We start from the raw sequence: 23,299 nt of genomic DNA on the forward strand, positions 1-23,299 counted from the left end.
ACTGGACTCCGGCACCGAGGGAGATGGCCCGGAACGCTGGGTCGGGGGTGATGGAAATTCCTTTCGGCGGGGGTTGGGGAGGGCCCGGTCACTGCTGCGGCACGCGGAGCGCGTCGGCGAAGGCGGCGACGGTCGCAGTGGCGGCGTCGCGGCCCTGCTGGAGGGCTCGCACGACGGGCGCACCGATGGCGACGGCATCCACGAGTGGTGCCACGGAGGCGGCGAGGGCCGGGGTTGAGATTCCGATCCCGGCCACGATGGGCAGCGGGCCGGTGGCGCGCACGCGCTGGACGGCGGCGTCTAGTGCGGCAAGGTCGAGGGGGCCGCGGTATCCGGTGGGAGCGCTGCTGGCGGGGGCGTACAGCCAGCCCGACGCGGTCCGCTGGATGGTGTCGAGTTCCTGGTCGGTTGCTGTGCGAGGGGCGAGACGAGGAGCCGTGAGCCCTGCGGCGGCGGCGGTGTGCAGCCATGTTCCGGCCGCGTCGTCGGGGAGGTCGACGATCATGATGCCGGCGGCGCCGGCGTCAGCGAACCGGTGGGCCAGGCGCTCGGGGCCGTGGCGGGCGACGGGATCCCAGTACGTCATCAGGACGGTCGGGCGGAGGCCGGCTGCGTGCTCGACCGTGCGGAGAGCGCGGTCGAGCACGTGCCCGCGCCGCAGGGCGCGGCGGTAGGCGGACTGGATGACGGGGCCGTCGAGGATCGCATCGTCGTGTGCGAGGCCAATCTCGAACAGGTCGGCGCCGGCCCGTGCGAGGGCGTCGAGGCGACGGCGTTCGGCCGTAGCGGTGTGGAAGCCGGCAGGAACGAACACACACAGCTGGCAAGCGCGTCGGGCGAGGACGCAGGAGAGGGTGTCGGTGATGGGCAGGGAGCTTCCTTGGCAGAGCCGCTTCTTCGAGGCTGGGGCGCGGACGGTGCGGCTCGCAGGCTTCAGCGGCTTCGAGGGTGCGAGACGGGATTCGGGGGGCTCATTTGGGTCGGTGCCGCGGTAGTGGCCGGTCGATGGCCGACCAAGGCGGCGACAGCTCTCACCCCCGCGGGGGTGAGGCGGAGGCGGTCCTGGGGCGGTCCGCCCTTGAACGCGGGTGCGGCCGAGCGCTCCGCGCGATCGACGAGGCCGGTGGATTCCAGATGCCGCAGTGTGCTGATCAGGATCCGGGGGCCGCGGTTGTTGACGTACTGCCGCCCCATGGATTCGGTGACCACGGCGTGTCCTCGGGCGATGTCGTGCAGCGCGGTGCGGTGTGCGGGAGGCAGCCGGTCGGCCGGTGGGGCGGAGGCGCCGGAGTGGCCACGGTCTTGCTCCTGGGCGATGTGTGCCGTGCTGGTGACGATGTCTTGGGGTGCCAGGGCGGTCAGTTCGCGGGCCTTGTGTGCTGTGTGGCCGACGGATTGTGCACTGAGGTAGGCGAGTTGGCTGAGCCTGACCAGGGCGTTGCTCAGATCGGGGCCGGGGCAGGGGTGCTGGTCGAGGACTGCGATGATCGCGGCGCTCGTTTCGGACGCCAGCTGCTGTGCGGAGGCAGCGTGCGCGTGCGGATCGGGTTCGGTGGGGGAGGCGAGGGCGCGGTCGAGGGTGTCGTTGTGGCGTGTGTACTGGCCGGCGAGCAGCAGGAGCTGTTCGACGGGAGGTACGGGAACGGGCACCTCGAACAGGAGGGCTTCGGCAGGCGAATGCGTCATGGGCGGGTCCGGGGGTGTGCGCTCGCGGAAGGGGCGTGCGGGGCTATGGGGGTGCGTGCCGGGGTGGGCCTGCCGGCGGCGTGCAGGCAGTCACGGGCGGCGGCCAGGGCCTGGGCGCCGTCGTGCAGGTGCACACGGAGCCGGCGGTGTTCCTCGATCCCGTCGAGCTGCTGCGAAAGGGGGACCTGCGAGCCGCGTGTGGCGAGTGTGACGAGCGGAGTCAGCGCTTGGGTGTAGTGGGCGACGGCGCGTCCGAGGTGTTCGGAGGTCTGGCCCAGGGCGGCGGCCGGGGGTGACGTCTTCACGCTGGGCCGGAGACCGCATTCGGTCTCGGCGGCCATGCGGGCTGCGAGGTGACAGAGCAGGCTGACGTGCCGAGCCGCGGTGAACAGTCCGTTGGCGTCGCCGGGGATGCGGAATTCGTGCACGTCCGTGATGACGGCGTCCACTGCGGCGAGCGGGTCGAGGTCGTCCAGGTCAATGGGTTCGTAGGGGTGGATCGAATGTCTCCGGTGCTGGGGCGGGGTCAAGGGCAGGGGCGGCTGCGGTGGCGTAGCGGGTGAGGCCCTCGACGATCAGGTCGGGATGCCGGACGGGCAGTGCGTGGGTGGCGTCCTTGACCAGGGCGAAGTGGGCCGCGGGGATGCGTGCGGCCAGGGCGCGGGTGTGGCCAGCAGGCACGTGCATGTCCTCGGCGCCCGCCAGGAGCGTCAGACGTGGCCCGAGGCTCCGCAGTCCCTCGACGGGACGAGATCCGCTGGTCGCGAGCGCGTGCCAGAAGGCGGCTATGTCACGGGTCGTGGCATGGTGCAGGCCACGCCGGCACGCCGGAGGAGGCGCGTCGGTCTCGGGTGGTGTGCCGCTGTTGCTCAGGGCCCACGGGCTGGAGTGCGGGAGACGGTGGCGGACCGCGTCCATGGCTGCGGGGGCGCGGGTGCAGGCGACTGCGAGGAGGTCGCGGCCGAAGCCGACGACACGGTTGCGGGCCCCGGACTGCGAGCGCGTGGCGACGGGGCCGTCGGGCGTGGAGATCAGCAGGAGCCCATGGATGCGGGGGTGCAGGTCAGGGCGCAGCGTGGTCAGCGCCTGCAGGATCATGCCGCCCATCGAGTGGCCGGCCAGGACCAGCGGACCGTGCGGGGCAAGCTCTTCGACGATGTGGGCCAGGTCGGCGGCGAGTTGATCCAGGGTGATGGGTGCGGTCCCGCGGGTGGATCGGCCATGGGCGCGCTGGTCGTAGCGCACGACTCGCATGCGCTGACTGGTGAGATGGGGTGTGTGCAGGCGCCACAGGTCGGCGGTGACGGACAGCCCGTGGACCAGGACGGCTGTGGCGGGCGCGTCGGACGGCCCATCGAGATAGGCGGACACCTGCGCTCCGTCGGGCAGGCGCACACGTCGGGTGCCGGCAGGGCGGTTCGGAATCGGGCTGATGACAGAAGTTCCTTGGGCAGCGGGCAGGGGGCAGGTATTGAGCTCGGCCACGTTGAAATGGAGGGTCATCCGACGGCGCCGCGCGCACGAGGGCGAGTCAGCAACGAGGTTGGTGGGAGCCGAGACAGCCCTGGGCGGTCGAGGCGGGCTTGCTTGTCGTCTGCCTCCGGCACGGACGAGTCGGTGTTGGGCGACGGTCAGCAGCGCTGGTGTGTTTGCTCGAACGACCGGGCGACCTGGGCGACAGCGTGGTGGACGTGGGAATTCACCGCGGCATCCTTGACAGGCGTGATCAGCGCGCTGCTGCTGGTCTGGACGAGGAACGGCACTTCGCGGTAGACGCGTTCGGCCGGGATGTCGCTGGTGAGGTGAGTGAAGAACTGGGCGACCAACTCGTCCGGCACATTGGGCGTGAACGTGGCGGTCCCGTGCGTGTCGAAACCGTCGTACACGGAGTGCGTGATCTGCCAGGGGTGATCGGGATCCGCACTGTGCTCGACGGTGCAGTGATCGTCGGGACTTCTCCACACGACGCCCGTGGCCGTTGCTGTGACGCTCCAGCCGCTTGCTTCGGCGAGGTGGGCGACGGACTCGGTTGGGAGGGGAATGCGGTCGGTGTGCCGGCGGTTCCCGAGCAGTTGGGGAAGGGCCTGGGTGACGGACGCGATGATCTCGCTGGGTGTCTGGCGGCTGAACGCGATTCGCCAGTAGGGATCGTGGTGCGCGATGGTCCACCACACACCGTCCTGGCGGGCTGGGGTGAAGTCGAGAAAGGTGCTGCCGCAGGGGCTGTCGATCTCGATACGTCCTGTGGCCCGGTCTTGCTTGTGGGGCCAGTTGAACACGTGGATCAGTGGGCCGATGGCGTGGCTGACTTTGTTCATGCCGCACCCGGCCAGATACCGCGGTGAGACAAGGACCATGTCGTCCGGGGCGATTGTGTTCACCGCAGCCTCCGGGCCGTGTTGCTGGGCTTAGGCGCTGCGCCTGGAACCGTCGGCTGGGAGACGGGCGGCTTCTGGAACGCCAGCGCGAGCCGCCCGGCCGCCGAGACCGTCACGTCCTGACCCACGTATCCAGTAGTCGCGGCCACCCGGACCAGGTGATGCTCTTCCAGCACGGCGAAGGGGGCCGGGCGGATGGCCTTTCCATCGCCCCCCTGGACCCGGGCAGCCCCCTTTCGCCCGACGTATCGCAGGGCGCCGCCTTGAGCGATGAGTTCGAGCGCGGTGTACTGGGCGAGCTTCAACTGTGGGAGTTCTGGGCGGTGTTCCGGGCACTCCGTCACGTCGCTGGTGATCCCCGACGCTGCGTTGAAGCAGCAGGTCGCGCTCAGGGAGAGGTGACGGGCGGCGGAGGCCAGTGCTGCCTTCAGGACAGGCGCGGCCTCGGCGTGCCGGGTCTGCCGGATGGACTCCACCTCGGGAGGCGGGCCGCCGACGAATACTGCCCCTTCGAGGGGGTTCTCGCTCACGGCGCTCGCCAGCTGAGAGGCGGCAGTCGAAGCGGAGGCGATGACCTTGCTGAACGCAGCCAGCGAGAACAGGCTGCCGGGCACGGCGGTGTACTGACTGCCATCGAGCACCGACAGCCGGATCAGCGCGCGGCCGACCAACTGATGAATGGAGAGGATCTGCTGGCCGACCTCTTTGAGCAGGTCACTGCCTGGCTGGGGGTTCAGTGCTTCCACGGTGACCTGCAGGGCGGTGAAGTCGGCACCGAGGTCCCGGAGACGGTCGATCTGCAAGGGCAGATCGATCTGGCGCAAGGGAATGATGAGCTCCTAGGTTGAGGGACGACGCCTCGATGGGCGTGGGTGCGCGTGGCCGCAGCGGGCGGGTAGCTACGCGGCGGTGCCGTAGTCGTCCTGCTGGGGGGCGTGCTTGGCGATGGCCCGGGCAGTGATGGCCTTCGATGCGCGGGCGGAGGAGGCGGAAAGCTCGTCGGCACCGGGCTCCAGGTACCACGGGCGTAGGTCGAGCATCGCGGCGCGCATGCCGGTGGCGAAGCAGAGCGCCGTCCCCTTGGGCAGGGCGCGGATCGCATCCGCAGGCAGGATTCGCTCCTGCCTCATGCTCACTGAGGTCGACTTGCCCGACTCGGAGTGGGAGGTGGACACGGTCTCCACATCGTGGTCGCCGATCAGACGCGACAGTTTGTCGGCGAAGTCGGGGTCGTCGATACCGGATCCGATGACCTTCACGGTCGAGGCGGACCACAGCGCGTCCATGCCGGCGTCTCCCCAGACTTTCTGGCCCTGGCGGTAGCTCTGCAAGATCGTGATGGGGATGATGCCGCGGCTGCCGAGGTGAGAGTAAAGGTCCGGCAGGTCGCTGATTTTGCACACGTTCGCGGCTTCGTCGAGGATCGCGAGCATCGGCGGATCGAGGCGTCCGCCGGCGCGTTCGGCCTGGGCGGTGGCGGCGCGCATCACCGAGTCCGCGCACGCGGCGATCAGCGCCGAGGCTCCACCGCCGCCGTCCTTGCTCAGCAGGAACAGCGTGTCGGTGGAGGTGACGAAGTCGGCTGGCCGGAACTCGGCAACGTCCTTCTGTGGTGTCACCCATGCTGCGATCTCGGAGTTGAGCAGGGCAGCGGCGTACTGGCGGGCGGTCTCGTAGATGCCGTCGCGTGTCTCCGGGGGGCCCTCGACGGTTCCCTTGAGCTGGGCGGCGACAGCGGCGAAGTCGTGGTCGCGGAGGATGTCGAGCGGGGTGCGGTCGGCGGGGAAGGCGAGCCACTGCATGATGTCGGTGATCGGTCGCTCGTCGAGTGCTGCGGCCAGCAGCAGCTGGGACAGGATGTTGCTGCCGGCCTTCGACCAGAAGTCGCCCTGCTGTGAGGCGTCCACTGATGCGGCGAGGAAGTGTCCGGCGAGCCGGTTCGCACCGTCCAGGGTTCTCGCACTGGCGAGGGGGTTCCACCACATCTCGCGTGAGGCGTGGGCAATCTGCTGGGGATCCATGGTCCACACGGCTGCTGCCTCCGCCCGGGCCTCGTAGGCAGTGGTGAAGGCGTCTCCGGCGGCCTTGTTGGATGTCAGCAGGACCGGGCCTGGCGCGGCGAGCATGGAAGGGATGGCGAGAGAGGTGGTCTTGCCGGACCGCGGAGCCATGATCGCGACGGCGACGTCCTCGAACCCCATCCGCACCTCGTGGCGGCTCCCCTGGAGGTTGCCGAGCAGGATTCCGGTGTCCCTCGCGTCGATGCGCTTGGCGTCCTTCAGACTCGGGCGCAGGGAACGCGCCTTGTCGGTGATCGCCTTGGCCATCAGAGGCTGGATGTCCCGGGCCTTGGCCATGTCGGTGATCTTCTTCCGGCCGCCGCTGCGGTTCTTGTAGCGGGCCCACAGGACACCGGTAGCCGTTGCGAGGGCCAGGAGGAGGAGACCGGGGACGATGCGAGTGCCGATCAGCAGGGATGTGTCTCCTGCCTGGGGCCATACCTGTTCGGGGTGGAGCAGGGCGGCCGTCGGTTGATAGGGCGCCCAGCCGGATCCGGTGATGTAGGCGGCGCAGTTGCCGGACAGCCAGGCCAGGTGGGACAGGGGAACAACGACGGCGAGCGCTCCGAACAGGAGCCGCAGGACGAGGTCGTACCCGTCGGTAGAGCTGTTGGAGGAGGGGGGCAAGTGGTGTGTGCTTCCAGGCGAGGGCAGGAGGTTCAGTGACCGCGACGGTTCATGGGCGGCGGCAACAGGGGTGGGCTCGGGTTCGCAGGCGGAGCGGTACGCCGAGCTGTGAGGGACGGAACGCGCTCTTCGAGGGCGGAGGCGATCGACGCGACAGGCATGTCCGTCGGCTGGCGGGTGATGAGGCCCGGATCTCGTGTCGGGAGACACCCCGGACTGTCCGTACGCGGGACGGGGCGCGGGTCGGCGAGCGCGGCAGTGAACGCCGTGACCAGGTGGACAGGGGTGCGCTCGTCGAAACGGGCCTGCCACACCGGCAGCTGCGCCCGGTCCCGGCCGAGCGTCGCCGTGACCCACCAGGAACCCGGATCCTGCACGGTGCCCGATCGCTGGACGTATGTGGCTCCGTCGGGTGAGACAAATTCCGACGCTCCGGCACTGGGTGTCCAGGCGATCTGACGGAGGAGTTCGTACGGGTCGGCCGGTCTTTGCGGGGCGGGAGCCGGGTCGGTGAGGGCGTCGGTGACGGCGGCGATGAGTTCGACGGGCGTGCGGGCGCCGAAACTGGCGTACCAGGCGGGCCGGTCCGGCTCCGCGGCGTGGTGAAGGGTCCACCACAGCCCGCCGGGGTCGGGCTCCAGGCGTAGGAGGGCCTTCTGGTCGGGGCTGGAGAGCAGGACGCGTGGCATCAGGGGGTCGTGTCCGTAGCTCCAGTTGCTCGCGCGGTGGAGGGGAACGGTGATCCACGCGGGGTCGCCTCCGCCGGCCAGGTGCCGGGGAGCGATGAGTTCGACCTCGATGCTCTCGTGCGCGAGGGGCATGTTCACCTCCGCACCGAGTGGGCGTGCCCGGGCGCGATGGCCGGGGTCGTGGTCGGTTTCGGGGCGAGGGGTGAGGGGGCGTGCCGGGCGGCGGCGTTGATCTCGCGGAGCGCGTGGCCGTAGGAGGCCCAGTCGTCGAGGTAACTCCACGATTCGGCGTGATGCTCGGCGAGGGCGTCATCGAAGACGGCGGTGCCCGGACGGGCGTTGCCGGGGAGGGAATCTTGCGTCTCCAGCCACTGCTCGTTGAGTGCTTCGAGGCCGTCGAGCGCGGAATTCAGGACGCCCAGCTGGTATACCCAGCGGCTCTGGACCGTGTGCGCCGGCAGGTGGGCCAGTTGAGTCTCGGCCGTGACCAGGAGGTGTCGGGCCCCGGCGCGGACGTTCTCGAAGGCGTTGTAGGTGTCGGCGTCGCGCTGGCCGGCGCGTATTCCGTAGGAGTCGTTGTCGTACGGCCAGCCGTCGAGGTCGGTGTGTTCGTCGGAATAGGCGTCCCAGGCGTCGAGGATCTTCTTGCTGTCGCGGACGTAGTTGTCGGCGTGCCGGAGGTACTGACGGTGGGCGTGATCGGGGGAGATGGTGAGTGGGTCCAATCGGAATCAGCGGCGAGCGGCCGACCTTGAGACGCCGGCCCTCGCCGGGGTCGTGGTGAGCGCGGTTCCTTGCTGGCGTCGGGCAGCGCGGGCTTGTACACGGATGGCGTCGAGCCGCCTGGTGTGTGCCGCCACGACCTGTTCGGGAGTGAGCGGGCTCGGTTGCTGTACCGCGCTGTAGGGGCCCAGCCGGTCGTACATGCCGCGCTGGAGCGGGGCGGGGTCGGCAAGCGCGGTGATGAAGGTGCTTACGAGGTGTTCGGGAGCGCCTTCGGCGAACCAGGCGTGCCAGATCCGGGGGCCCATCGGCGTTCCGTGTCCCGGTTGGCAGGCTTCGATGCTCCAGGACGACACTGTGGCGTCATCTTTGGCGGGCCGCTGCTGGACGTAGCACATGCCATCGGGGGAGTAGGCCGTGTCTGTTGAGTCACGTACCCAACCTGCTGTTTCCAGGATCCGGAAGGGATCTTGCGCCTGAACGGGCATGGGGGAGATGAGGGTGTCGGTGACGTGGCCGAGGATCTCGGCCGGGAGGAGTTCACCGAATTGCGCATGCCAGCCGAGCTCGTCCACGGTGGGTTCGGCCTGCAGCCACCACCAGGCCAAGGTGGGGGACTGCGGCGCGAACGTGAGGTTGTACCGGTGGTCGGGGCTGTGCAGGGCGATCTCGGGGGTGAGCGGATCGGACGTGCAGGTCCAGCCGGCGGCAGCCAGTGCGTGGGTGACGCGGCGGGCGTCACCGGGGCCGGCGAGGTGACGCGGGCTGGTGTCGAACGGGATCTGTCCAGCGTGCCTGTCGGCGAAGGCGGCGAGTTGCCGGGCGCTCACGGGCACCAGTTGCACGCCGCCTTGGTCGACGAAGGCTTCTCGGCGCGCAGGGCGTCCAGGATGTAGTGCAGGGTGTGCTGGTCGGCCTGCTCCCAGGCGGCGGAGCGCAACTCGGATATCAGGAACGTCACTTCGCTGGTGGTCGGAGTGTCCGGGTGTTCCTGGACGACGCGGGCCAGGGCACGCAGGGTGTCGGCGAACTGGACGGGTATGCCGGTGTACTCGTCCAGCAGCGGCGCGACGAGGTCGAGGGCTTCGTCGAGGTCCGGGTCGCTGCGCAGGTACTCGGTGAGGAGGGACAGGGTCTCGCTCGCGGTGCGGATGGTGTCCGGGGTGAGATCGGTCATGGGGTTCCTCGGGGTGTTGGTGGTCATCGGCGGGAACGGGTGGCGTCGGCGCGGGAATGCGGGCGGGCCGTGGTGTGTGGCCGGCTGCTTCGGGCGCTGTTGCGTGCCCAGGTCGTGGCGCGGGCGGCGGTGATCCGGGCCTGCTGCCAGGCGCTGAGTTCGGAGGGCAGCACGGAGACGGACGTGGTGCGGATTCGTGCGCTCTGCGGGACGCGTCCCAGCGGTCGCATCACGGGCTCGGGGCTGGCGAGAGCGGTCGAGAAGGCTTGCACGAGGTGCATCGGGGTGGTGGGGGTGAACTGGGCGACCCAGCCGTTGCTGTGCTCGTCCTTGGCACCGGACCACCACATCGCCGTTCCGTCCGGGGTCTGGTGGTACTGCATCCATGCGCTGCCGTCGGGACTGGTCGCGGTGGGATGTCTGGCATTCGGCTTATCGCGCCAGCCCTGCTCCTGAAGTGGCGCCCACGCGTTGGGAGCGTGCGCGGAGCGGGACTGGTAGAGGGCGTCGGTGAGTCCGGCGACGATCTCCACCGGCGTTTGCTGTCCGAGGACTGCCCACCACTCGTCTTGGTGGCCGGATGCCTTGCCACGGACCGTCCATCCGCCGGGCTGTGTGTAGGGGTCGTAGGCGATGCGGACCATGCGGTCGGGGCTTTCCATGGCAAGGGGACCACCGGTCTTCGACTTGTCCTTCCACCCGGTGGCGCGCAGGTATTCGGAGACGTGGCGGATGTCGCCGCCGCCGGCGAGGGCGCGGGGGTGGATGAGGTAGTGCTGCTGGGGAAACTCGGAGGGCCCCCAACCCTGACGCTTCTTCACCGGTGCCGCCTGACAACGAGGGGAACAGGGGCGGGGGCTATCGAGGTGGTGGTGGCGGGCTGTGTGGCGACACTCCGGAGGGTCTCGCGATGCTCGTCCAGATCGCCGCCGATGGCGTCGAGTTCGTTCGAGGCCCGGCCGAGGGCGAGCCACACCTCTGGGGGCAGTGCTCCCCGTTCGGCCTGGTCCTTGGCGAAGGTGCTACCGGTGGCGACGAGGTGGTTGACGCCGGCAAGGATTCCACCGTCGGGATTCAGGATGCGGGCGAGGAGCTGTGTGGCCTCACGCGCGGGTGTATGAGCGAGCTGGTTGGCAAGCTGGCCGAGCTGGCGGGTGATCTCGTCGGCCAGCCATGACGGGTGCGGATAGGGGTGGGGCATGCTCCTCCAAGTCGGGGATGGTCAGCGGGAGTGCCCGGTTCGCTGCGACGGGGAGCCAGCAGCCTCAGGCTGTGCGCCGGCCAGCAGGCGGGCCTGGTCCGGGCCGGTGCAGACACAGGCTCGGAGATACCGACGGAACAAGACGGCGGCCAGGCGTGGCTGGAGGCGTTCGTGGATCTGAGGGAGTATGCGCGGTGCTACGGGATTTCTCCGACGGGTTGAGTGGTTCCGGTGCCGGACTACCGATCTGCGGGAGAGCGAGGCGGGGTGCCGGCCGGCAGGTTGGCGCGGACAGAATGCCTGTTCCAGCGCTTAGCGGCGCCGGGAGGCGGGGACGGCAGACGCGGCCTGTACGGGGCTCGCAGGTGCTGCCGCGGGTGACCCCCGCTTGGGGGTGCGTGCGGCGTCACGCCGGACACGGAGGATCTGGTGGGGTGCGCGCAGCAGCGCGTCCGCTGTGATTTTGAGCTGGCTGAGTGCGTCGTGGTCCTGTGCAGCAGCACCGGGGCTCCGGGGCCTGGCGACCCAAGCCGCCCTGACGACGGCCTCCCGGAGGAGTGGCAGCAGACCGAAGCCGGACCTGCGATCTCTGTCAGGATTCCGGCGATCTCCGTGTTGTCGGCGGGAGGCGCCCGCTCGGCTAGCTGGGTCAGGGCCCGCACCGCGGTGTCGCGCTCGCCGTCAGGCGTGACCAGGATGTTCAGGGTGGCGTCGAGATGGACGGTGTGTCCGGCAGCGAGCAGGGCATGCGAGGCCGAGGTCGCCTTCAGCCGTTGTGGATCGACGGGCAGACCGTGAGGGAGGCGGTGGCATCCCCTGCTGAGATCTGGGGCGTGGAGGAAGCCTCCGGTCCGTTACAGGATGTCGGCTGCCTGGTCGGTACCTCCGATGGCCACGACCCGTTCGGTTCGGACCTCGTGCCGGTGATGTAGTTGTGCACGTTGAAGTCCGGCTCGGCGCTGGGCTTCATCGCGTCCGCGGGGCCGCGGACCGGGCTGTGGGGGAAGGCGGCTGCGTTGCCGGCTGGGCGGCCTTCGGAGCGGTCCGTCCCGGCGGGTGCTGGAGGCCGGTGCCCATACCCAGCGCTTCGAGCTGCGTGCCGATCGAGCGCAGCGCGTGGGCCTGCGCCCACGTGTCGTCACCACTGAGGCGGTGGATTCCGGTCTGCTGGTCCTGGACGAAGCCGTTGGCCACAAGAACAGCGGTGGCCGCTTCGCCGATGGGCGCGGTGGCGACACTGCCGTCCGGCTGCCAGGTCAGGACGACTCGATCGGGCTGGGACGGCTGGATGCCGCCGATGGCGTTGTGGCGGACCTGAGCCAGTGCCGTGTCGTATCGGGCGAGCAGGTCGCCGGACACGGTCTCGGCGCTGAGGAAGGGGTCGTCCGTCAGCGCGATGCCGTTGGGGTCGCGGACGCCGCGGTATGCGTCGTCGGGAAGAGCGCGGGGGCCGACGGCGGCGACGAGGAAGCCGTCTCGTCCGTCGTGCCGGTCCAGGACGACGAGCTGAGCGCCGTCCGGGCGGCTCAGGACCGCTGCCTGGTGGAGTGGATGCTCGGCGAGGGACTCGGCAACGAGATCCAGGTCCCAGATGCGGTCGGTGAGTTCAGCGAGGTAGTCCTTGTCCTCGGGCGGGTGGTAGGAGCTGGTCCATGTGCCGGGCAGCTCTCCGGCGAGGATGTCGGTGTAGGAGGCGAGGCGCTCGGCGTGTTCGTAGTCGTGCATGGGTTCCTTGGGGCAGGGGGGGCAGCGGCGCAGGCTGGCGGAGAGCGGAGGCGGGCAGGCGCACACGGCGGAGCGCTCGCGTTCGGTGGTGGGGACCTCCTGGGTGCAGGTGCTGCGGCCGGGGTTTGGGTGGTGCCGGTCGGCAAGTGCGTCGCGGGTGTCGGTGAGGTCGGTGCGGATGACGCTGAGGTGCGCGTCGGCGAGGTAGCGCAGCCGGCGGGCGATGTGCGGATCGGCCGCCTGGCCGAGCCCGTCGTGGAAGTCGGCGGTGGCGGTGTCGGCGAGGGGCAACGAGACGTTTCTCCTACGGCGATCGGTCGCTGCGCCGGGGGTCGGGTGGCACGGCGGCGATCCGGGGCTGGGCCAGCTGAGCGGCCGTGGTGTGCAGGTCCTGCTGGAGGGCGAGCAGGCGGTGCGCGAGCAGCTCCAGGCGGTGAGCGGTGTCGGTGCCCGCGGCTTCGGGCTGGCGGGCGAACCGGTGGGCGGTGTGCTCGATGAGTCCGCGGACTGCGGCCAGCGGACCGGTCTGTTCGTCGGCGAGCTGGGTGAGGACGCTCGCGAGCTGGGCCGAAGCCGTGGGCGCCATCCGGAGGGCAGGCCGCGTGGTGGGCCCGGTGCGTACCGGGGAAATCAGGTGGAGGTCCTGTTCGATGCGGCGGGCTTCGTCCATGAGGCGCCGCAGGACGTCGGTGGGCGGAGCGTGCCACGCGCCGTCCAGGTGAATCAGGTTGGCGATCAGGTCGAGGCGCCCGGGCCGGGCCTGGACGGCGATCCACGCGCAGCCGCCTTCCTTGCCGGGGATCTCGATGCCGGCGGTCCGCGCGAGCCGGTGCGCGACTTCGGCCCACTCCAGTCCGGTCAGGTCCCGGTCATCCGGGTGCAGACGGACATCGAGATGGAGAATCGCCGCCCGGTCGTCACCGGGGCTGGCGGCGAACGGATGCTCCAACAGAGCCTCTTCGACGTGATCGGCCCACTGCAGCGACGTCCAGGTCCTCTGCTCGTCATCCGCGATGAAGCGGTCCATACCGGGCCAGCGAGCGACGATCGTGCACTCCGGCAGACTCTCGCCCGGTGACAGGGGACGCCCCAGCGCTTCTTCGAGCGGGTCGTGCGGAGTGTGGGAGCGCTCGTGCAGGCGGGGGATCACCGGCCGCTCCGGACGTCGGCGATGTGAACGAGCTGACCCAGGGCAGTGGTGGTGTACCAGCCGCAGTCGATCAGCTCGTCGCGGCCGGCGAACCGCGCGAGGAGCGTGTCCTCCATGGCCCGCAGGTAGATCAGGCAGTCCGGGCAGCGGCGTGAGCGGTGCACGAGATAGCGAGGGTGGGCGGTCACGTACGACTGGGCGCCGCCGGTCGCATCGTGCAGCCGCCATCCGTCCTCGTCGGTCGGGGTATGCCAGGACGGAGCGACGACGCGCATCGAATCTCCCCACAGCTCACCGGCGGCGACCCCTTGGAGGACGACGACGGTGTCGCCGGCCTGGAAATGCTGATGTGTGATATCTCGGTCGGGGGTGAGCGGGTCGGGTGTCGGCGCGAAGGCCGAGGTGGGCGGGGGCTGGGACATGCGGTTCCTTCCACGCAATCGGTGGCGGGGTGGGAGGAACAATGGTCCGGAGGAACGCCGGTTTGGCTAACCGGCGTTTCCCGGCTATGTTCCCCGCGATCAGCGGAAGGGGTTCTCCGTCCCGCGGTCCGCCTCGGCAGCTGCGTCGAGGAGTTCGGGAACGTCGGTGCCCTCGGCGTCGCGCTGGTCGATCCACCACCCGGCCCGGGTGATCGAGCGGGCCTTCTCCTCCAGCTCCGCCCAGTCCGCCTCGTCCCAACTCCCCTCCACAACCAGCAGGGTGTGCGCGGCCGTCATCAGCTGGTGGCGGGACCTCTCACCCCAAGCCAGGGCCCGCTCCGGACCCTCCAGCGGCGGCATGTCGAACTTCTCGGCCCACTCGGCGGCGGCCTGCTGCTCCTCGACGCGCTTGGTGGCGAGCCACTTCTCCTTGGACTCCGTGTCGGAGTCGCGCGATGCTTTCCAGCAGTCGGTGCAGTCCCTGCCTGCGAGCCATCGGGCGAAGCCGGCGCGGCGGTCGGCGGGACGGTCGGACAGATCATGAACGACCGAGTCACCGCACAGGTGCTCGACAGTCCATTCCGTGCGGACTCCCGGGTAATTCCGTTTAACAGGCGTTGCGTTCGAGGTCGGGAGGTTGTTCTGCGGCTTCAAATCGAGAGCCTCTCTGTTGGGGTGTGGTGTGGTGGCCTGCGTCGTCTCAACGTGTCCTGCGGATGGCGTCTGTGGCCGCCGTGGCGATGGCGGCGGGAGCGCTGGAGGGCCGGGGCAGGTGCAGCAAGGTGGTCCCTGGCAAGTGGCGGGACTCTGCGGTGAGGGTGAGCTGGAGTACGGCGCAGCCGGCGGTCGTGAGCTGCTTGACGCGGATGATGGCTTGGGCCGTTTCGTCGCTGCCGTACCGGGCGTCGGTGACGATCACGAGGAGGCGGCCGGCGCCGGGGCGGCTGAGTTCGAGGCCGTGGTCGAGTGCGTCGATGGCGTCGCCGAGGTTGTGGTTGCCGCCGTTGGCATCGAACGTCGTCACGCGCTCTGGTGCTCGGTGGGTGGGTCGGGTCAGTGCGGTGAGGTGCAGGTCATAGGCGATGGTGGCGGTAAGGGAGTCGGGGTCGGTGAGGGCCGCTGCGCGTGCCACGATCCAGGCAGCGGAGGCGACGGGCGCGCAGGCGGCACGCATGGAGCCGGAGACGTCGACGGCGATTCCCACACGCAGCGGTGGGGTGGGGGAGTTCCGGCGGCGGGTGTGGGTGAACGGTTCCGCGGTGGGGACCGACCCGGCCGCGCGCTGAGCGTCGCGGGCGAGGGCCGCGCGCATGTTGAGGCGGCCGGGCGGGGTGGGGCTGGTGGTCCGCTCCTCGGTCCGCTCGCGGTAGGCGGCGGCACGCAGGGCGCGGCTCAGGCGCGCGGCGGCACTCTGCTCGGCGGCGGTGGGTTTGCGGGTGCCGGTGACCGGGTTGCTGCGGGGCGCCGGTGTGCCGTCAGGGGTGACGGTGGTGCCCCGGGCGTTGAAGACCGACTTGGCGGTGGCGGCGGCTTTGCGTCGCTGGCCGGCCCGCTGGGCGCGGTCCTGAGCCTGCGCCTTGGACCGCGCGGCCATGGCGTTGGCCGCTGCGGCCTGTGCCGCGAGGTCGGCGGCGTCGGTGGCTGCCGTGCTGTCCATGACGACCCCCACGGCGCCGGACAGCAGATCGGTGAGGTTCTCCGGCACGGGCAGGGCGGGGGCCGCGGTGTCCAGAGCGTCGCACCATTTCTGAGCGTGCGCGAGCATGGTCGTGGCGTCGTGGTCGGCGCACTGGTGGGCTGCGCTCCAGATGCGGGTGAGCGTGGCCAGGAGGTCTGCGCCCAGCACCCTTTTGCACAGTTCGGCGACGGCCCGGGTCTCGCCGGCGTCCAGGATGCCGACGTCACGGCGGCCGAGGATCAGGGCCGCCACGCCGGAGGCGTGCTCGATGCCCTGGAGGGTGGGGTGGGCGATGTCGGGCATGACCAGGGTCCGGGCGCTGGTGCGCAGGTACGTGCGGTCCGTGGGCCGCGTGATCAGGTGTGCGCCTTCGACACGGCTCTCCTCCAGCAGGAGCGCGGCCTCGACGACACGGGGGTCCGCTCCGGCAGGCGCCGTCCAGAGGGAGTGGGCCGCGTGCGCGGCCTCGTGGACGAACACTCCCCACGCGGCGGGATACCGCTCCTCGTCGCCCAAGTTCCGCGGATGGATTTCGTGGGGCTGGAGCGGGGCGAACAGGCCGGCGTCGAACTCGACCTCGCCCAGAGTAGGGAAATAGGCGGCCGGTGCGCCGCTGCGCGTGCCGGGGCGGCAGGTGACGAGGAGGTCCTGGCGGCCGGAGAGGGCGACGAGCCTGTCGCCGAGTTCGGCTCCCACGCGCAGCCACGCGGCCGGGGAGGAACGGGGGTGCGGGGGTGGGGCGCCGTCGTCGTCCCAGCGCGCGAGGTCGGCGTCGTCCGGTGTGGTGGCGGGGGACTGGACGTGGTGGTGGGCGCTCATCGCGGGCGGCCCCGGTGTGCGGAGACGGTGCTCGGGGGCTGCCGAGCGGCTGTAGGGGGGAGCTGCTTGCCGAGGGTGAGGGGCGCGATCGTCTTGACGCCGGCAGCCTTGATGACGGCGTCGGCGACGGCGTCGCGATCCTCCAGAGGAGCGATGCCGACCAGGTTCGCGAGCGCGGCTTTGGTGCCGAGGACGGCCTCGGTCTTCTGGTAGCTGAGCAGCTCTCGCAGTTGGGGGGCCCAGCCCAGCTCGCCGAGTTCGACTTGGCGGGCGAGGTGTCGGGCGACCCGGACCACCCGGGCATCGATCCTCAAGGCGAGGGCGAGGTCGTAGTCGGTGCCGATCTGGATCTGCACGCTGAACCGGCTCGCGAGGGCCTCCGTCAACACCGCTCCGTGGACGCCGGGATTGTGGCCCGCCACCACGTAGAAGCCCGGCTCGGCCTTGATGGTCTCGCCCTTGTGGGCCTTGACCTGGATCTGCCTGCGCCCGTCCATCGCGGGATACAGCGCCGCCAGGACCTTCGGTGAGATCAGGGTCGCATCGTCGATCAGCAGGGCGCGGCCCTCGGTCATCGCGGTGACCAGCGGACCGTACTGGAAGACGTAGCCCCCGCTGTCGGCCTGCGTGTACTCGCCGATCAGATCGCCGACCGTGGTGTCGCCGTCACCGGCGACGGTGAGCAGGTCCGGGAACGCCGCCTCCACCAACGATGTCTTGCCGGTGCCCGGAGGGCCGTAGAGCAGCACCGGCACGTCGGCGTCGCGCAAGCGATTCAGCGCCTCGACGTCGGGTAGATCGGCCAGCTCCCGGGGGTGGTAGACCTGGCCACCCGCGCGGCGGATCGGGCCGCTCTGCCTGGGCGTGGCTGCTGCGGTAATGGTCGTGCGGGCCGCGGCCGCCTGGGCGCGGGGAGCGTGGGTGCCCGGTGGGCTGATCACAGCGCTCTGCGCGGCTGCGGCGGTTTTCGCGTTCGCGCCGAACGACGGTTGTCCGGTTCCGCCTTGGTCGGCCTCGCCGCGTCGCACCAGGGTGAGGGCGGCATTGCGGACGGCGCCATGGGAGTGGCCCAGCTGCCTGGCCATGTCCCCGATGGTGAGCGTGTCCGCCGGCCGGTCGGCCAGCAGTCGGGCCACCTTGGCCCGTAGTTCGCCGCCCTTGGTGCGCGCTGAACGGGTGCGCGTTCCGGGTGTGGTCAAAACGAGGCCCCTTCAACAGTTGCGGGTGCGGGCGGGGTTGGTGATGCGCTGGGAGAGGCTGGCCGCTCTCGGAGCGGATCCCGGACTGTGCCGACATCGGCGACAGGGCCAACCGGGGCGTACTGTCGGCCCTCACCGGCCGGCCGAGGGCTCGGTCCACGGGCACGGGGTGGCCGGCGACGAGCAGGTCGCTGGCTGCCGAGCAGGCCCGTGCGTCGGCTCCGTACCGGGTTGCGTCGCTGGGCAGGCGCAGACTGGTGTCTCTTCGAAGCCGGACTGGAGCAGGATCCGCCGGGCGGCGGCGTTGTAGCCGGTGGTGGTGATCTCGCCGGTAATGGCGTGCCGGATCGTCATGAACGGCTCTGCTGATGCTTCGGGCAAGGCGGATCTCCTATCGATGGTGGCGGGAACTCGGTGGGATGTTGGGCGAAGGCGAGGACGTCGCCCTGGTGGGGGCGGGTGAGGAGCAGGACGGCGAGAGCGAAGGCGGCACCGGACGCTGGGAGCGCGGCGAGGGCGAGCGCGTGATCGGCGAGGCGTCCGGCGAGCGCGATGCCGGCCGCCTGCCCGACGCCGATCGAGCAGATCAGCCACGCGTATGCCTCGCTGGTCCGGCCCGTGGGTGTGAGGGCATCGGTGGTGACATACGCGCCGGCGACGACCACAGTGAGGAAAGCACCGGGTAGAGCGACCGCTGCGGTGGCCGCGTACGGGTCGTGTACCGCGAGCAGCACCAGCCATCCACCGAGAAACGCAGCGCTGCAGACGAGGAGTTGGCGTGCGGTGGAGCCAGGCCAGGTCCGGCAGCCGTAGACCAGGCCGCCGAGGAAACTGCCGGAGGAGAACGCGGCGGGCAGCAGCCCCGAGAGCATCTGGCGCCCGTGGTCGTCGGACAAGGCGACGGCAAGAACGTTCAGGGCCCCGATCGCGCATCCGACACCGGCCAGCGCGAACGAACAGTGACGCGAGCTGCGGGCCGGCCAACCGGCCTCTCGGACGTGTGCCACTGGTCGTCGGCGTGGGGCGCCAACGGCGGGATGGCGGCGCGGTCGCAACGACGAGGGTGCCGACGAGACCAAGGGCGGCGGTGACAGCGAGCGCGGCAGCCGGGCTGTGAATGGAGGCGAGGGCGGCGGCGAGGAGAGGACCGACGATGTACGGCAGACCTTGCGTGCCTGTGTCCAGAGCGAGAGCGGCGTGCCGAAGTCGCAGGTCGGGCAGGGTCTGGGCCACAGTGAGCGCAGCCCGGCTTCCAGCGGCGGAGCGGTCGATCCTGCGGCTACGACGATGGCCGTGGCGAGTGCCGTTCCGCCGTGGGGCGCGGCGAGCGGCAGAGCGATCAGCAGGCTGGAGTTGAGGGCCGCCGCCGGCAGGTGCACAGCACCCTGCCCGTAGCGGTCCATCAAGCGTCCCTTGACTGGCTGGGACAGCGCGGAGGCTAGTCCGTACAGGGCGGAGAGCAGGCCACCGAGGGCGATACCTCGGCCGGCCGGAAGGGCCCACAGGACGATGGCCACCGGTGCCATACCGTTGGGAAGCCGGCCGATGAGGGTGCCGCCCAGGAGGCGGGCGACGTATGGGCTGCCCAGGACCACGCCGTAGATCATGCGCGGTGGTGGGCCAGTTGCAGCGGTTGGGGACAACGCGAGCTTTCTGGGGAACAGGGCTGCTATGGGTGGCGCGCGGTTGCTGGGGTGCGCTTTGGCGGCGCGGGTGGGGGCGTCGTCTCCAGGGCAGGCCGCGGGCGGATACGGGGCGGCTTCGGAACGCGGTGGGGCGGCAGGACCGCGACGGTCGCGCCGAGGTCATGCGCGGCGTCCTGGACCTCACGGGCGAGGAATTCGAGCTGTCGGCCGAGCGAGTCGAGCCGGGCGCCGAGACGCTGCCCCTGAACAGACTCCAGGGCGTGGGAGAACCTGGCTGCTTCGTTCAGTAGCTGATGCAGACGTGTCATAGGGCCGCAGTCGCGTCCCTGGTCGGCGGCCTGGAGCCGGGCCTCGGACACGTCGCCCGCGCAGTGAGCCTCGGTGACGTCGCGGAGTAGCTCCTGGACGGGTATCTCCTCAGCCATGTGGGGCCGGTCGCACCGAGACGAGCCCTCAGCCCGGAGAACACCAGGCGGAACCGGCCGGGGGAGTGCCCTGCCAGCAAGATACTCGTTGTCGTACCGGCCGATGACGCTCCACCCTGGCGCATTCGGATCCCCGGTCAGGGCAACGACCTCGGAGGCGTCCTCCTCGACCAGGTAGGCGAGGGTGATGCGACGGCCGTCTGCCGCGTACCAGGACTCGATCAGATCCAACGCCCCTTGGCTCTGCGCCAACTGGGCCCTCCCCGTCCACTCCCGAGCCTCCTCGGGCGTGAATTCAGGTCCGGGCTGGTGGTGCAGGTCAGCGAGGTAAGCGGCGATGGCGCCGTTTTCTGCCCAGTGAGCGAGGTGCGCCCACACCGTCTGCGTCTCATGCGCGGCGGGCTGGTCGGCGGCGCGCAGGATCTCCAGATGCGATGTGGCGAGAGAGTCGAGCATGTCGCACCAAGCCTGGGTGTGCGCGGTGGGCTGCATCGCATCGAGGGCGCTTCGGGCCGCCTTCAGCAGCGGGACTGCGGATTCGGCGAGGTCGAGACGGTATCCATTGAGAGCTGACCGGGCACGGCGGGTGCGGATCGCGGCTGCTTCCTGGGGGCGGAGAATGCGTCCGTGGCGGTCGCGGACGGCGTCTAGGGCCGTCTCGGTCTCCCGGTCCAGGTGTGCCATCCGTACCCGGAAGTCACCGCACTTGGCGCCGAGTTTGTGGATCTGCTGCAGGTCGGGGAGGGGAGGGATCAGCGTCTCCTGGCTGGGGTCAGCGGAATGTTGCTCAGGTCGGGCGTGCCTGGGTGGCCATAGCGGGCGGGCGTGCCGGCCCCGAGAGCCGGGCGGGCGGGGCGAGGCGCGTATCCAGGCTCGGGTCCAGGCGTACGGGGTAGCGCGCGGTGGCCAGCATCTGTGCGGCCCAGGTCGCCTGTTCGTTCTCCCAGCTGCGTCCCATACCGAGCGGGAGCCGGATCGAGCGGCCGTCCAGCGACGGTACGGAGAGGAAGCTGGCCCGCAGCAGGATGTGCCCGGCGAAGGCATCGAAGGCGCCATCGACCTCGACGTGGCCATCCTTTGCTCGGACGATGCGCATCGGCTCCGGGGAAGGGCTCATCGGCGGTGTCCGGCAGTAGCCGGCGCGAGGTGGACGGTGGGCGCGTAGGCGGGCTTCGGCGGAACCGGGCGTGCGAAGGGCGACGAGGTTGTCGGAGCGGCCCTGCGCTGGGGTGATCGACCGGAGGCAGCCTGGGCGATCCGGCTACGGCGCTCGCTGAGTCCGTTCGGCCGGCCCGGGAGGAAGGGAGGGGCGTAGGCGATGTCGGTGTCGACGTGTACGACGTATCCCTGCGCGCGCAGGGACTGGGCAGCCTGGCGGGTTCGGCGCTGGCCGTCGCGTTCGGGCTCGGTGAGCTGGTACAGACCCGGCTCATTGGGCACGGCCTCGAACTGGACACGGGTGAGGAACCAGTCGGCGAGGTGAGCAGGAAGCGAGGAGTTGAAGCCGGCGACGTACCCATGCTGGGGGTGGCTGCCGAATGTGAAGTGGATAGCGGGGTCCAAAAAGGAAACGCTCCTTCCGGTAGGGGTGCCGTGGAAGCGGCGAGGGCCGAGGGCGCTTCCGGCCGGTGCAGGCGGAACGGCACGCGGGGAGGCTGCGAGCCGGTCCGTCTCGTGGCGGGAGGCTCACTGTTGGGCACGGAGCGGCGAGCCACCTCGATGAGGCTCTCGCCGCCTTCGGTGAGCCACCAGGCCGCCTGATCGGTGCAACGGCCGCTGCACGCGATCCGACGTACTGCTACCTGACGTGGCCAGTCTGGCGAGCTCGGTGAGGTCCACGCGCTGCCTCGTTCGACGGCGACGTGCGGCGTGCCCATCCGGCGAGGTTGGTGGATGTAGGTGGGGTGACGGTAGGTCAGCGCGTGTGTCGCGGGGGCGCCGTCGGGAGGGAACGTGGTGTCAGGGACGGGGCACGGGTGGGGGCGGACCGGAACTGGGGAGCCGGGGCAAGCGGGGTGAGGGTCCGCATCCGGGCCTCTGCCGTGTCCAGGAGCTCTGTGAGGTTGCGTACCTCGGCTGCGGCTTCTGCGAGGTCATCAGACAGGTCGAAGCCGTCGTCATCCTCGGTCTCCTTGGCCTTCTCTGCTGCTGCCTCGAAGAACTCGCCGAGCCGATCAATCAGACCGTCGACCGGTTCCAGGACCTGGTGCAGCAGGGCAGCTGCGTCTGCATGCGTCTCTGTTCGGTTGAGCCGGTCGGTCAACGCGAGCAACGCGTCACCGTAGGCGTGGACCGAGGTGTGGCCGACTGTGGCGGGGGTGTCCGTGGCCCCGTGGGCGTTGAGCGTCGGCGTAGCCGCAAGCACGTTCCGTTCCGCCGTGGAAGGGACGGAATTCGGCAGCAGCCCGAGTTGATCAAGGTGCTTGTCGATCGCGGCGATCAGAGGCTCGGCGCTGCCGCCGTGGCGGGCCTCTGGTTGTGGGGTGCGACTGGGGTAGGCGGGGGGAGCCGAGTCGTAGATGCGCTCGAACAGAGTTGATCGCTCGCTTGTGCGCTCACGGGTCACGATCCATCCCTCCGGGTCTCCGGGCGGTCGGTCAGATGGGGGCTCTTGCGGCGGGCTCACGATCAGGTAACTGTCGTCGGGGAGCGATACACGCACGATGTAGGCGCTGAGGCCGAACTCGATGTCGCACGTGAGTCCGCGTTGCCGCATAGGCGTGGTGATGTGGGCATGGCGGCGCCACAGCTCCTGCCACCATGGGGTGTTCACGTCGCGGTGGTCGGGCAGCGGCGCGAGCGGAGCCGTCCGGGGAGCATCGGGGGTGTTCTCCACGTCAGTAGCCACGGCTCCTCCTGCGTGAGGCCGGCGATCGGTACGGCTGCGGTGTTCGGCGGGAGGTGTCGGCTTCCGGCGTCGGAACCGGACTGAAGTCGAGGTCGTACTCGTCGTAGGCGGGGATCAGGTCGTTTTCCAGCTGGGCTTCGCGGTCGGCGACCTGCTCCATGAGGTCGTCGTGCTCGGCCTCACACTGCTGGTAATCGGCCCAGTCGGCGTCGGTGAAATGAGCGGGGCGTTTCAGAACGTTCCTTGGGAATGTGGGTGGATCGGGCGCCGGACTCGGCGCGGTCAGCGGTGGCGACCGGGCGCCGGGAGCCGCCGAGGGAGGACTATCGGCGGGGCGCGGAGCCCGCGGACGGAGGAGCGGACGGCAGGGGTGCGGTAGCCCCTGGCTGTGAACTGGCCGACGTGGTGGAGTCGGGACCCGGGTCGTAGACGGCGCGAAGTCTGCTCAGGCCGGCTTCGTCGGCGAGAGCCAGGGCTGACAGTGCCTGGCCGGCAGCCGTCATCAGCAGGTGCGAGGGCGATCCCTTGAGCGCATCGCGGTTCTCGCCTTGCCACCGGGCAGCGGCGACGAGGTAGTCGCTCAGGGCGCGTAGTGCAGGCTCGAAGGCGTCCAGGACGTGATCGGTGACTGCTTCGATCTCTGCGGGAGTCTGGGCTGCCGCGAGGGCGTCCAGGTACGGGGTGATGTCGGGCGCGGGCCAGGGACGGTCGGGCAGTGGATGCGCGTCGCGGAAGGACCCTGCGTCGCGTCGCGCCCACCGCTTCAGGTCGTTGCGGGTGGCGACGTTGTACCGGGCGGCGTGCATCTGGTCGGCGTCGCGGCCGACGTTGTCGTACAGGTCGAAG

The 23,299-nt window shown here is 70.3% G+C and carries 28 protein-coding genes; 1 reads left to right on the forward strand and 27 read right to left on the reverse strand.

From position 1 onward, the window contains the following. Positions 1 to 88 precede the first annotated feature (88 nt). The 13 genes from trpA to ABTX18_RS31895 form a co-directional block, all read right to left on the reverse strand. Entirely contained in the window at positions 89 to 871 is a 783-nt protein-coding gene (gene trpA / locus ABTX18_RS31835) for a tryptophan synthase subunit alpha (protein ID WP_503061247.1), read from the reverse strand. 62 nt (positions 872 to 933) lie between these two features. Further along, complete coding sequence (locus tag ABTX18_RS31840) at positions 934 to 1,686, reverse strand: hypothetical protein (RefSeq protein WP_352126273.1); 753 nt, start codon at positions 1,684 to 1,686, stop codon at positions 934 to 936. After that, entirely contained in the window at positions 1,683 to 2,216 is a 534-nt protein-coding gene (locus tag ABTX18_RS31845) for a hypothetical protein (RefSeq protein WP_352126274.1), read from the reverse strand. Before ABTX18_RS31845 ends, ABTX18_RS31840 begins: the two co-directional genes overlap by 4 nt. Beyond that, positions 2,164 to 3,057 (reverse strand): alpha/beta fold hydrolase, encoded by an 894-nt coding sequence (locus tag ABTX18_RS31850; protein WP_352126275.1) that lies wholly within the window; start codon positions 3,055 to 3,057, stop codon positions 2,164 to 2,166. The genes ABTX18_RS31845 and ABTX18_RS31850 overlap by 53 nt, the downstream gene beginning before the upstream one ends. Positions 3,058 to 3,317: 260 nt before the next feature. Further along, positions 3,318 to 4,067 (reverse strand): SPDY domain-containing protein, encoded by a 750-nt coding sequence (locus tag ABTX18_RS31855; protein ID WP_352126276.1) that lies wholly within the window; start codon positions 4,065 to 4,067, stop codon positions 3,318 to 3,320. Then, positions 4,064 to 4,888 carry a hypothetical protein gene (locus ABTX18_RS31860; RefSeq protein WP_352126277.1) on the reverse strand — a complete coding sequence of 275 codons (825 nt, stop codon included), beginning with the start codon at positions 4,886 to 4,888 and terminating at the stop codon, positions 4,064 to 4,066. Before ABTX18_RS31860 ends, ABTX18_RS31855 begins: the two co-directional genes overlap by 4 nt. 75 nt (positions 4,889 to 4,963) lie before the next feature. Further along, on the reverse strand, positions 4,964 to 6,751 hold the full coding sequence (locus ABTX18_RS31865; protein ID WP_352126278.1) for a type IV secretory system conjugative DNA transfer family protein: 1,788 nt from the start codon (positions 6,749 to 6,751) through the stop codon (positions 4,964 to 4,966). A 32-nt stretch (positions 6,752 to 6,783) separates the two neighbouring features. After that, entirely contained in the window at positions 6,784 to 7,572 is a 789-nt protein-coding gene (locus ABTX18_RS31870) for an SPDY domain-containing protein (RefSeq protein WP_352126279.1), read from the reverse strand. Between the two features lie 2 nt (positions 7,573 to 7,574). Continuing rightward, positions 7,575 to 8,165, reverse strand: coding sequence for a hypothetical protein (locus tag ABTX18_RS31875; protein WP_352126280.1), 591 nt, complete (start codon positions 8,163 to 8,165; stop codon positions 7,575 to 7,577). Between the two features lie 6 nt (positions 8,166 to 8,171). Next, a complete protein-coding gene (locus ABTX18_RS31880; protein WP_352126281.1) occupies positions 8,172 to 9,008 on the reverse strand; it encodes an SPDY domain-containing protein in 837 nt (278 codons plus the stop codon). Then, positions 8,990 to 9,340, reverse strand: coding sequence for a hypothetical protein (locus ABTX18_RS31885; protein ID WP_352126282.1), 351 nt, complete (start codon positions 9,338 to 9,340; stop codon positions 8,990 to 8,992). The genes ABTX18_RS31880 and ABTX18_RS31885 overlap by 19 nt, the downstream gene beginning before the upstream one ends. A 23-nt stretch (positions 9,341 to 9,363) precedes the next feature. Continuing rightward, positions 9,364 to 10,161: an SPDY domain-containing protein gene (locus ABTX18_RS31890; RefSeq protein WP_352126283.1), complete on the reverse strand. Its 798-nt coding sequence runs from the start codon at positions 10,159 to 10,161 to the stop codon at positions 9,364 to 9,366. Further along, the gene (locus ABTX18_RS31895) at positions 10,158 to 10,541 is read right to left on the reverse strand and encodes a hypothetical protein (protein WP_352126284.1); all 384 of its coding nucleotides are present in this window, start codon (positions 10,539 to 10,541) and stop codon (positions 10,158 to 10,160) included. Before ABTX18_RS31895 ends, ABTX18_RS31890 begins: the two co-directional genes overlap by 4 nt. A gap of 716 nt (positions 10,542 to 11,257) precedes the next feature. On the opposite strand from ABTX18_RS31895, the gene ABTX18_RS31900 reads away from it, so the two are divergent. Further along, a complete protein-coding gene (locus tag ABTX18_RS31900) occupies positions 11,258 to 11,473 on the forward strand; it encodes a hypothetical protein (RefSeq protein ID WP_352126285.1) in 216 nt (71 codons plus the stop codon). 34 nt (positions 11,474 to 11,507) lie between these two features. Here ABTX18_RS31900 and ABTX18_RS31905 read toward each other — a convergent pair whose 3' ends face one another. The 14 genes from ABTX18_RS31905 to ABTX18_RS31970 all read right to left on the reverse strand — a co-directional run bounded on the left by ABTX18_RS31905 (position 11,508) and on the right by ABTX18_RS31970 (position 23,259). Further along, positions 11,508 to 12,266 (reverse strand): hypothetical protein, encoded by a 759-nt coding sequence (locus tag ABTX18_RS31905; RefSeq protein ID WP_352126431.1) that lies wholly within the window; start codon positions 12,264 to 12,266, stop codon positions 11,508 to 11,510. 304 nt (positions 12,267 to 12,570) lie between these two features. Next, on the reverse strand, positions 12,571 to 13,416 hold the full coding sequence (locus ABTX18_RS31910) for a relaxase/mobilization nuclease (RefSeq protein ID WP_352126286.1): 846 nt from the start codon (positions 13,414 to 13,416) through the stop codon (positions 12,571 to 12,573). Further along, complete coding sequence (locus tag ABTX18_RS31915) at positions 13,413 to 13,838, reverse strand: hypothetical protein (protein WP_352126287.1); 426 nt, start codon at positions 13,836 to 13,838, stop codon at positions 13,413 to 13,415. Before ABTX18_RS31915 ends, ABTX18_RS31910 begins: the two co-directional genes overlap by 4 nt. A gap of 99 nt (positions 13,839 to 13,937) precedes the next feature. Further along, positions 13,938 to 14,402: a hypothetical protein gene (locus tag ABTX18_RS31920; protein WP_352126432.1), complete on the reverse strand. Its 465-nt coding sequence runs from the start codon at positions 14,400 to 14,402 to the stop codon at positions 13,938 to 13,940. Positions 14,403 to 14,538: 136 nt separating this feature from the next. Beyond that, entirely contained in the window at positions 14,539 to 16,335 is a 1,797-nt protein-coding gene (locus ABTX18_RS31925) for a hypothetical protein (protein WP_352126288.1), read from the reverse strand. After that, positions 16,332 to 17,471, reverse strand: a complete 1,140-nt coding sequence (locus ABTX18_RS31930) for an AAA family ATPase (protein ID WP_352126433.1) — start codon at positions 17,469 to 17,471, stop codon at positions 16,332 to 16,334. The genes ABTX18_RS31925 and ABTX18_RS31930 overlap by 4 nt, the downstream gene beginning before the upstream one ends. Positions 17,472 to 17,666: 195 nt before the next feature. Continuing rightward, a complete protein-coding gene (locus ABTX18_RS31935) occupies positions 17,667 to 17,888 on the reverse strand; it encodes a hypothetical protein (protein WP_352126289.1) in 222 nt (73 codons plus the stop codon). After that, a complete protein-coding gene (locus tag ABTX18_RS31940; protein WP_352126290.1) occupies positions 17,885 to 19,141 on the reverse strand; it encodes an MFS transporter in 1,257 nt (418 codons plus the stop codon). Before ABTX18_RS31940 ends, ABTX18_RS31935 begins: the two co-directional genes overlap by 4 nt. Before the next feature lie 62 nt (positions 19,142 to 19,203). After that, entirely contained in the window at positions 19,204 to 20,289 is a 1,086-nt protein-coding gene (locus ABTX18_RS31945) for a hypothetical protein (protein ID WP_352126291.1), read from the reverse strand. Positions 20,290 to 20,392: 103 nt separating this feature from the next. Then, complete coding sequence (locus ABTX18_RS31950; RefSeq protein ID WP_352126292.1) at positions 20,393 to 20,722, reverse strand: hypothetical protein; 330 nt, start codon at positions 20,720 to 20,722, stop codon at positions 20,393 to 20,395. After that, on the reverse strand, positions 20,719 to 21,168 hold the full coding sequence (locus ABTX18_RS31955; RefSeq protein ID WP_352126293.1) for a hypothetical protein: 450 nt from the start codon (positions 21,166 to 21,168) through the stop codon (positions 20,719 to 20,721). The genes ABTX18_RS31950 and ABTX18_RS31955 overlap by 4 nt, the downstream gene beginning before the upstream one ends. A gap of 352 nt (positions 21,169 to 21,520) precedes the next feature. Continuing rightward, positions 21,521 to 22,453, reverse strand: a complete 933-nt coding sequence (locus ABTX18_RS31960; RefSeq protein WP_352126294.1) for a hypothetical protein — start codon at positions 22,451 to 22,453, stop codon at positions 21,521 to 21,523. Then, a complete protein-coding gene (locus tag ABTX18_RS31965; RefSeq protein WP_352126295.1) occupies positions 22,443 to 22,613 on the reverse strand; it encodes a hypothetical protein in 171 nt (56 codons plus the stop codon). Before ABTX18_RS31965 ends, ABTX18_RS31960 begins: the two co-directional genes overlap by 11 nt. Positions 22,614 to 22,776: 163 nt before the next feature. Further along, positions 22,777 to 23,259, reverse strand: coding sequence for a hypothetical protein (locus ABTX18_RS31970; RefSeq protein WP_352126296.1), 483 nt, complete (start codon positions 23,257 to 23,259; stop codon positions 22,777 to 22,779). Positions 23,260 to 23,299 lie beyond the last annotated feature (40 nt).

Source organism: Streptomyces sp. NPDC096323, assembly GCF_040302845.1.
Classification (GTDB): Bacteria; Actinomycetota; Actinomycetes; order Streptomycetales; family Streptomycetaceae; genus Streptomyces.

Bases quoted from the DNA above. Each gene is read 5' to 3' on its own strand.
- ABTX18_RS31840 (WP_352126273.1), bottom strand. From the start codon at position 1,686: ATGACGCATTCGCCTGCCGAAGCCCTCCTGTTCGAGGTGCCCGTTCCC.
- ABTX18_RS31870 (WP_352126279.1), bottom strand. From the start codon at position 7,572: ATGCCCCTCGCGCACGAGAGCATCGAGGTCGAACTCATCGCTCCCCGG.
- ABTX18_RS31885 (WP_352126282.1), bottom strand. From the start codon at position 9,340: ATGACCGATCTCACCCCGGACACCATCCGCACCGCGAGCGAGACCCTG.
- ABTX18_RS31895 (WP_352126284.1), bottom strand. From the start codon at position 10,541: ATGCCCCACCCCTATCCGCACCCGTCATGGCTGGCCGACGAGATCACC.
- ABTX18_RS31900 (WP_352126285.1), top strand. From the start codon at position 11,258: ATGGACGGTGTGTCCGGCAGCGAGCAGGGCATGCGAGGCCGAGGTCGC.
- ABTX18_RS31905 (WP_352126431.1), bottom strand. From the start codon at position 12,266: ATGCACGACTACGAACACGCCGAGCGCCTCGCCTCCTACACCGACATC.
- ABTX18_RS31915 (WP_352126287.1), bottom strand. From the start codon at position 13,838: ATGTCCCAGCCCCCGCCCACCTCGGCCTTCGCGCCGACACCCGACCCG.
- ABTX18_RS31925 (WP_352126288.1), bottom strand. From the start codon at position 16,335: ATGAGCGCCCACCACCACGTCCAGTCCCCCGCCACCACACCGGACGAC.
- ABTX18_RS31935 (WP_352126289.1), bottom strand. From the start codon at position 17,888: ATGACGATCCGGCACGCCATTACCGGCGAGATCACCACCACCGGCTAC.
- ABTX18_RS31940 (WP_352126290.1), bottom strand. From the start codon at position 19,141: ATGATCTACGGCGTGGTCCTGGGCAGCCCATACGTCGCCCGCCTCCTG.
- ABTX18_RS31945 (WP_352126291.1), bottom strand. From the start codon at position 20,289: ATGGCACACCTGGACCGGGAGACCGAGACGGCCCTAGACGCCGTCCGC.
- ABTX18_RS31950 (WP_352126292.1), bottom strand. From the start codon at position 20,722: ATGAGCCCTTCCCCGGAGCCGATGCGCATCGTCCGAGCAAAGGATGGC.
- ABTX18_RS31965 (WP_352126295.1), bottom strand. From the start codon at position 22,613: ATGGAGCAGGTCGCCGACCGCGAAGCCCAGCTGGAAAACGACCTGATC.
- ABTX18_RS31970 (WP_352126296.1), bottom strand. From the start codon at position 23,259: ATGCACGCCGCCCGGTACAACGTCGCCACCCGCAACGACCTGAAGCGG.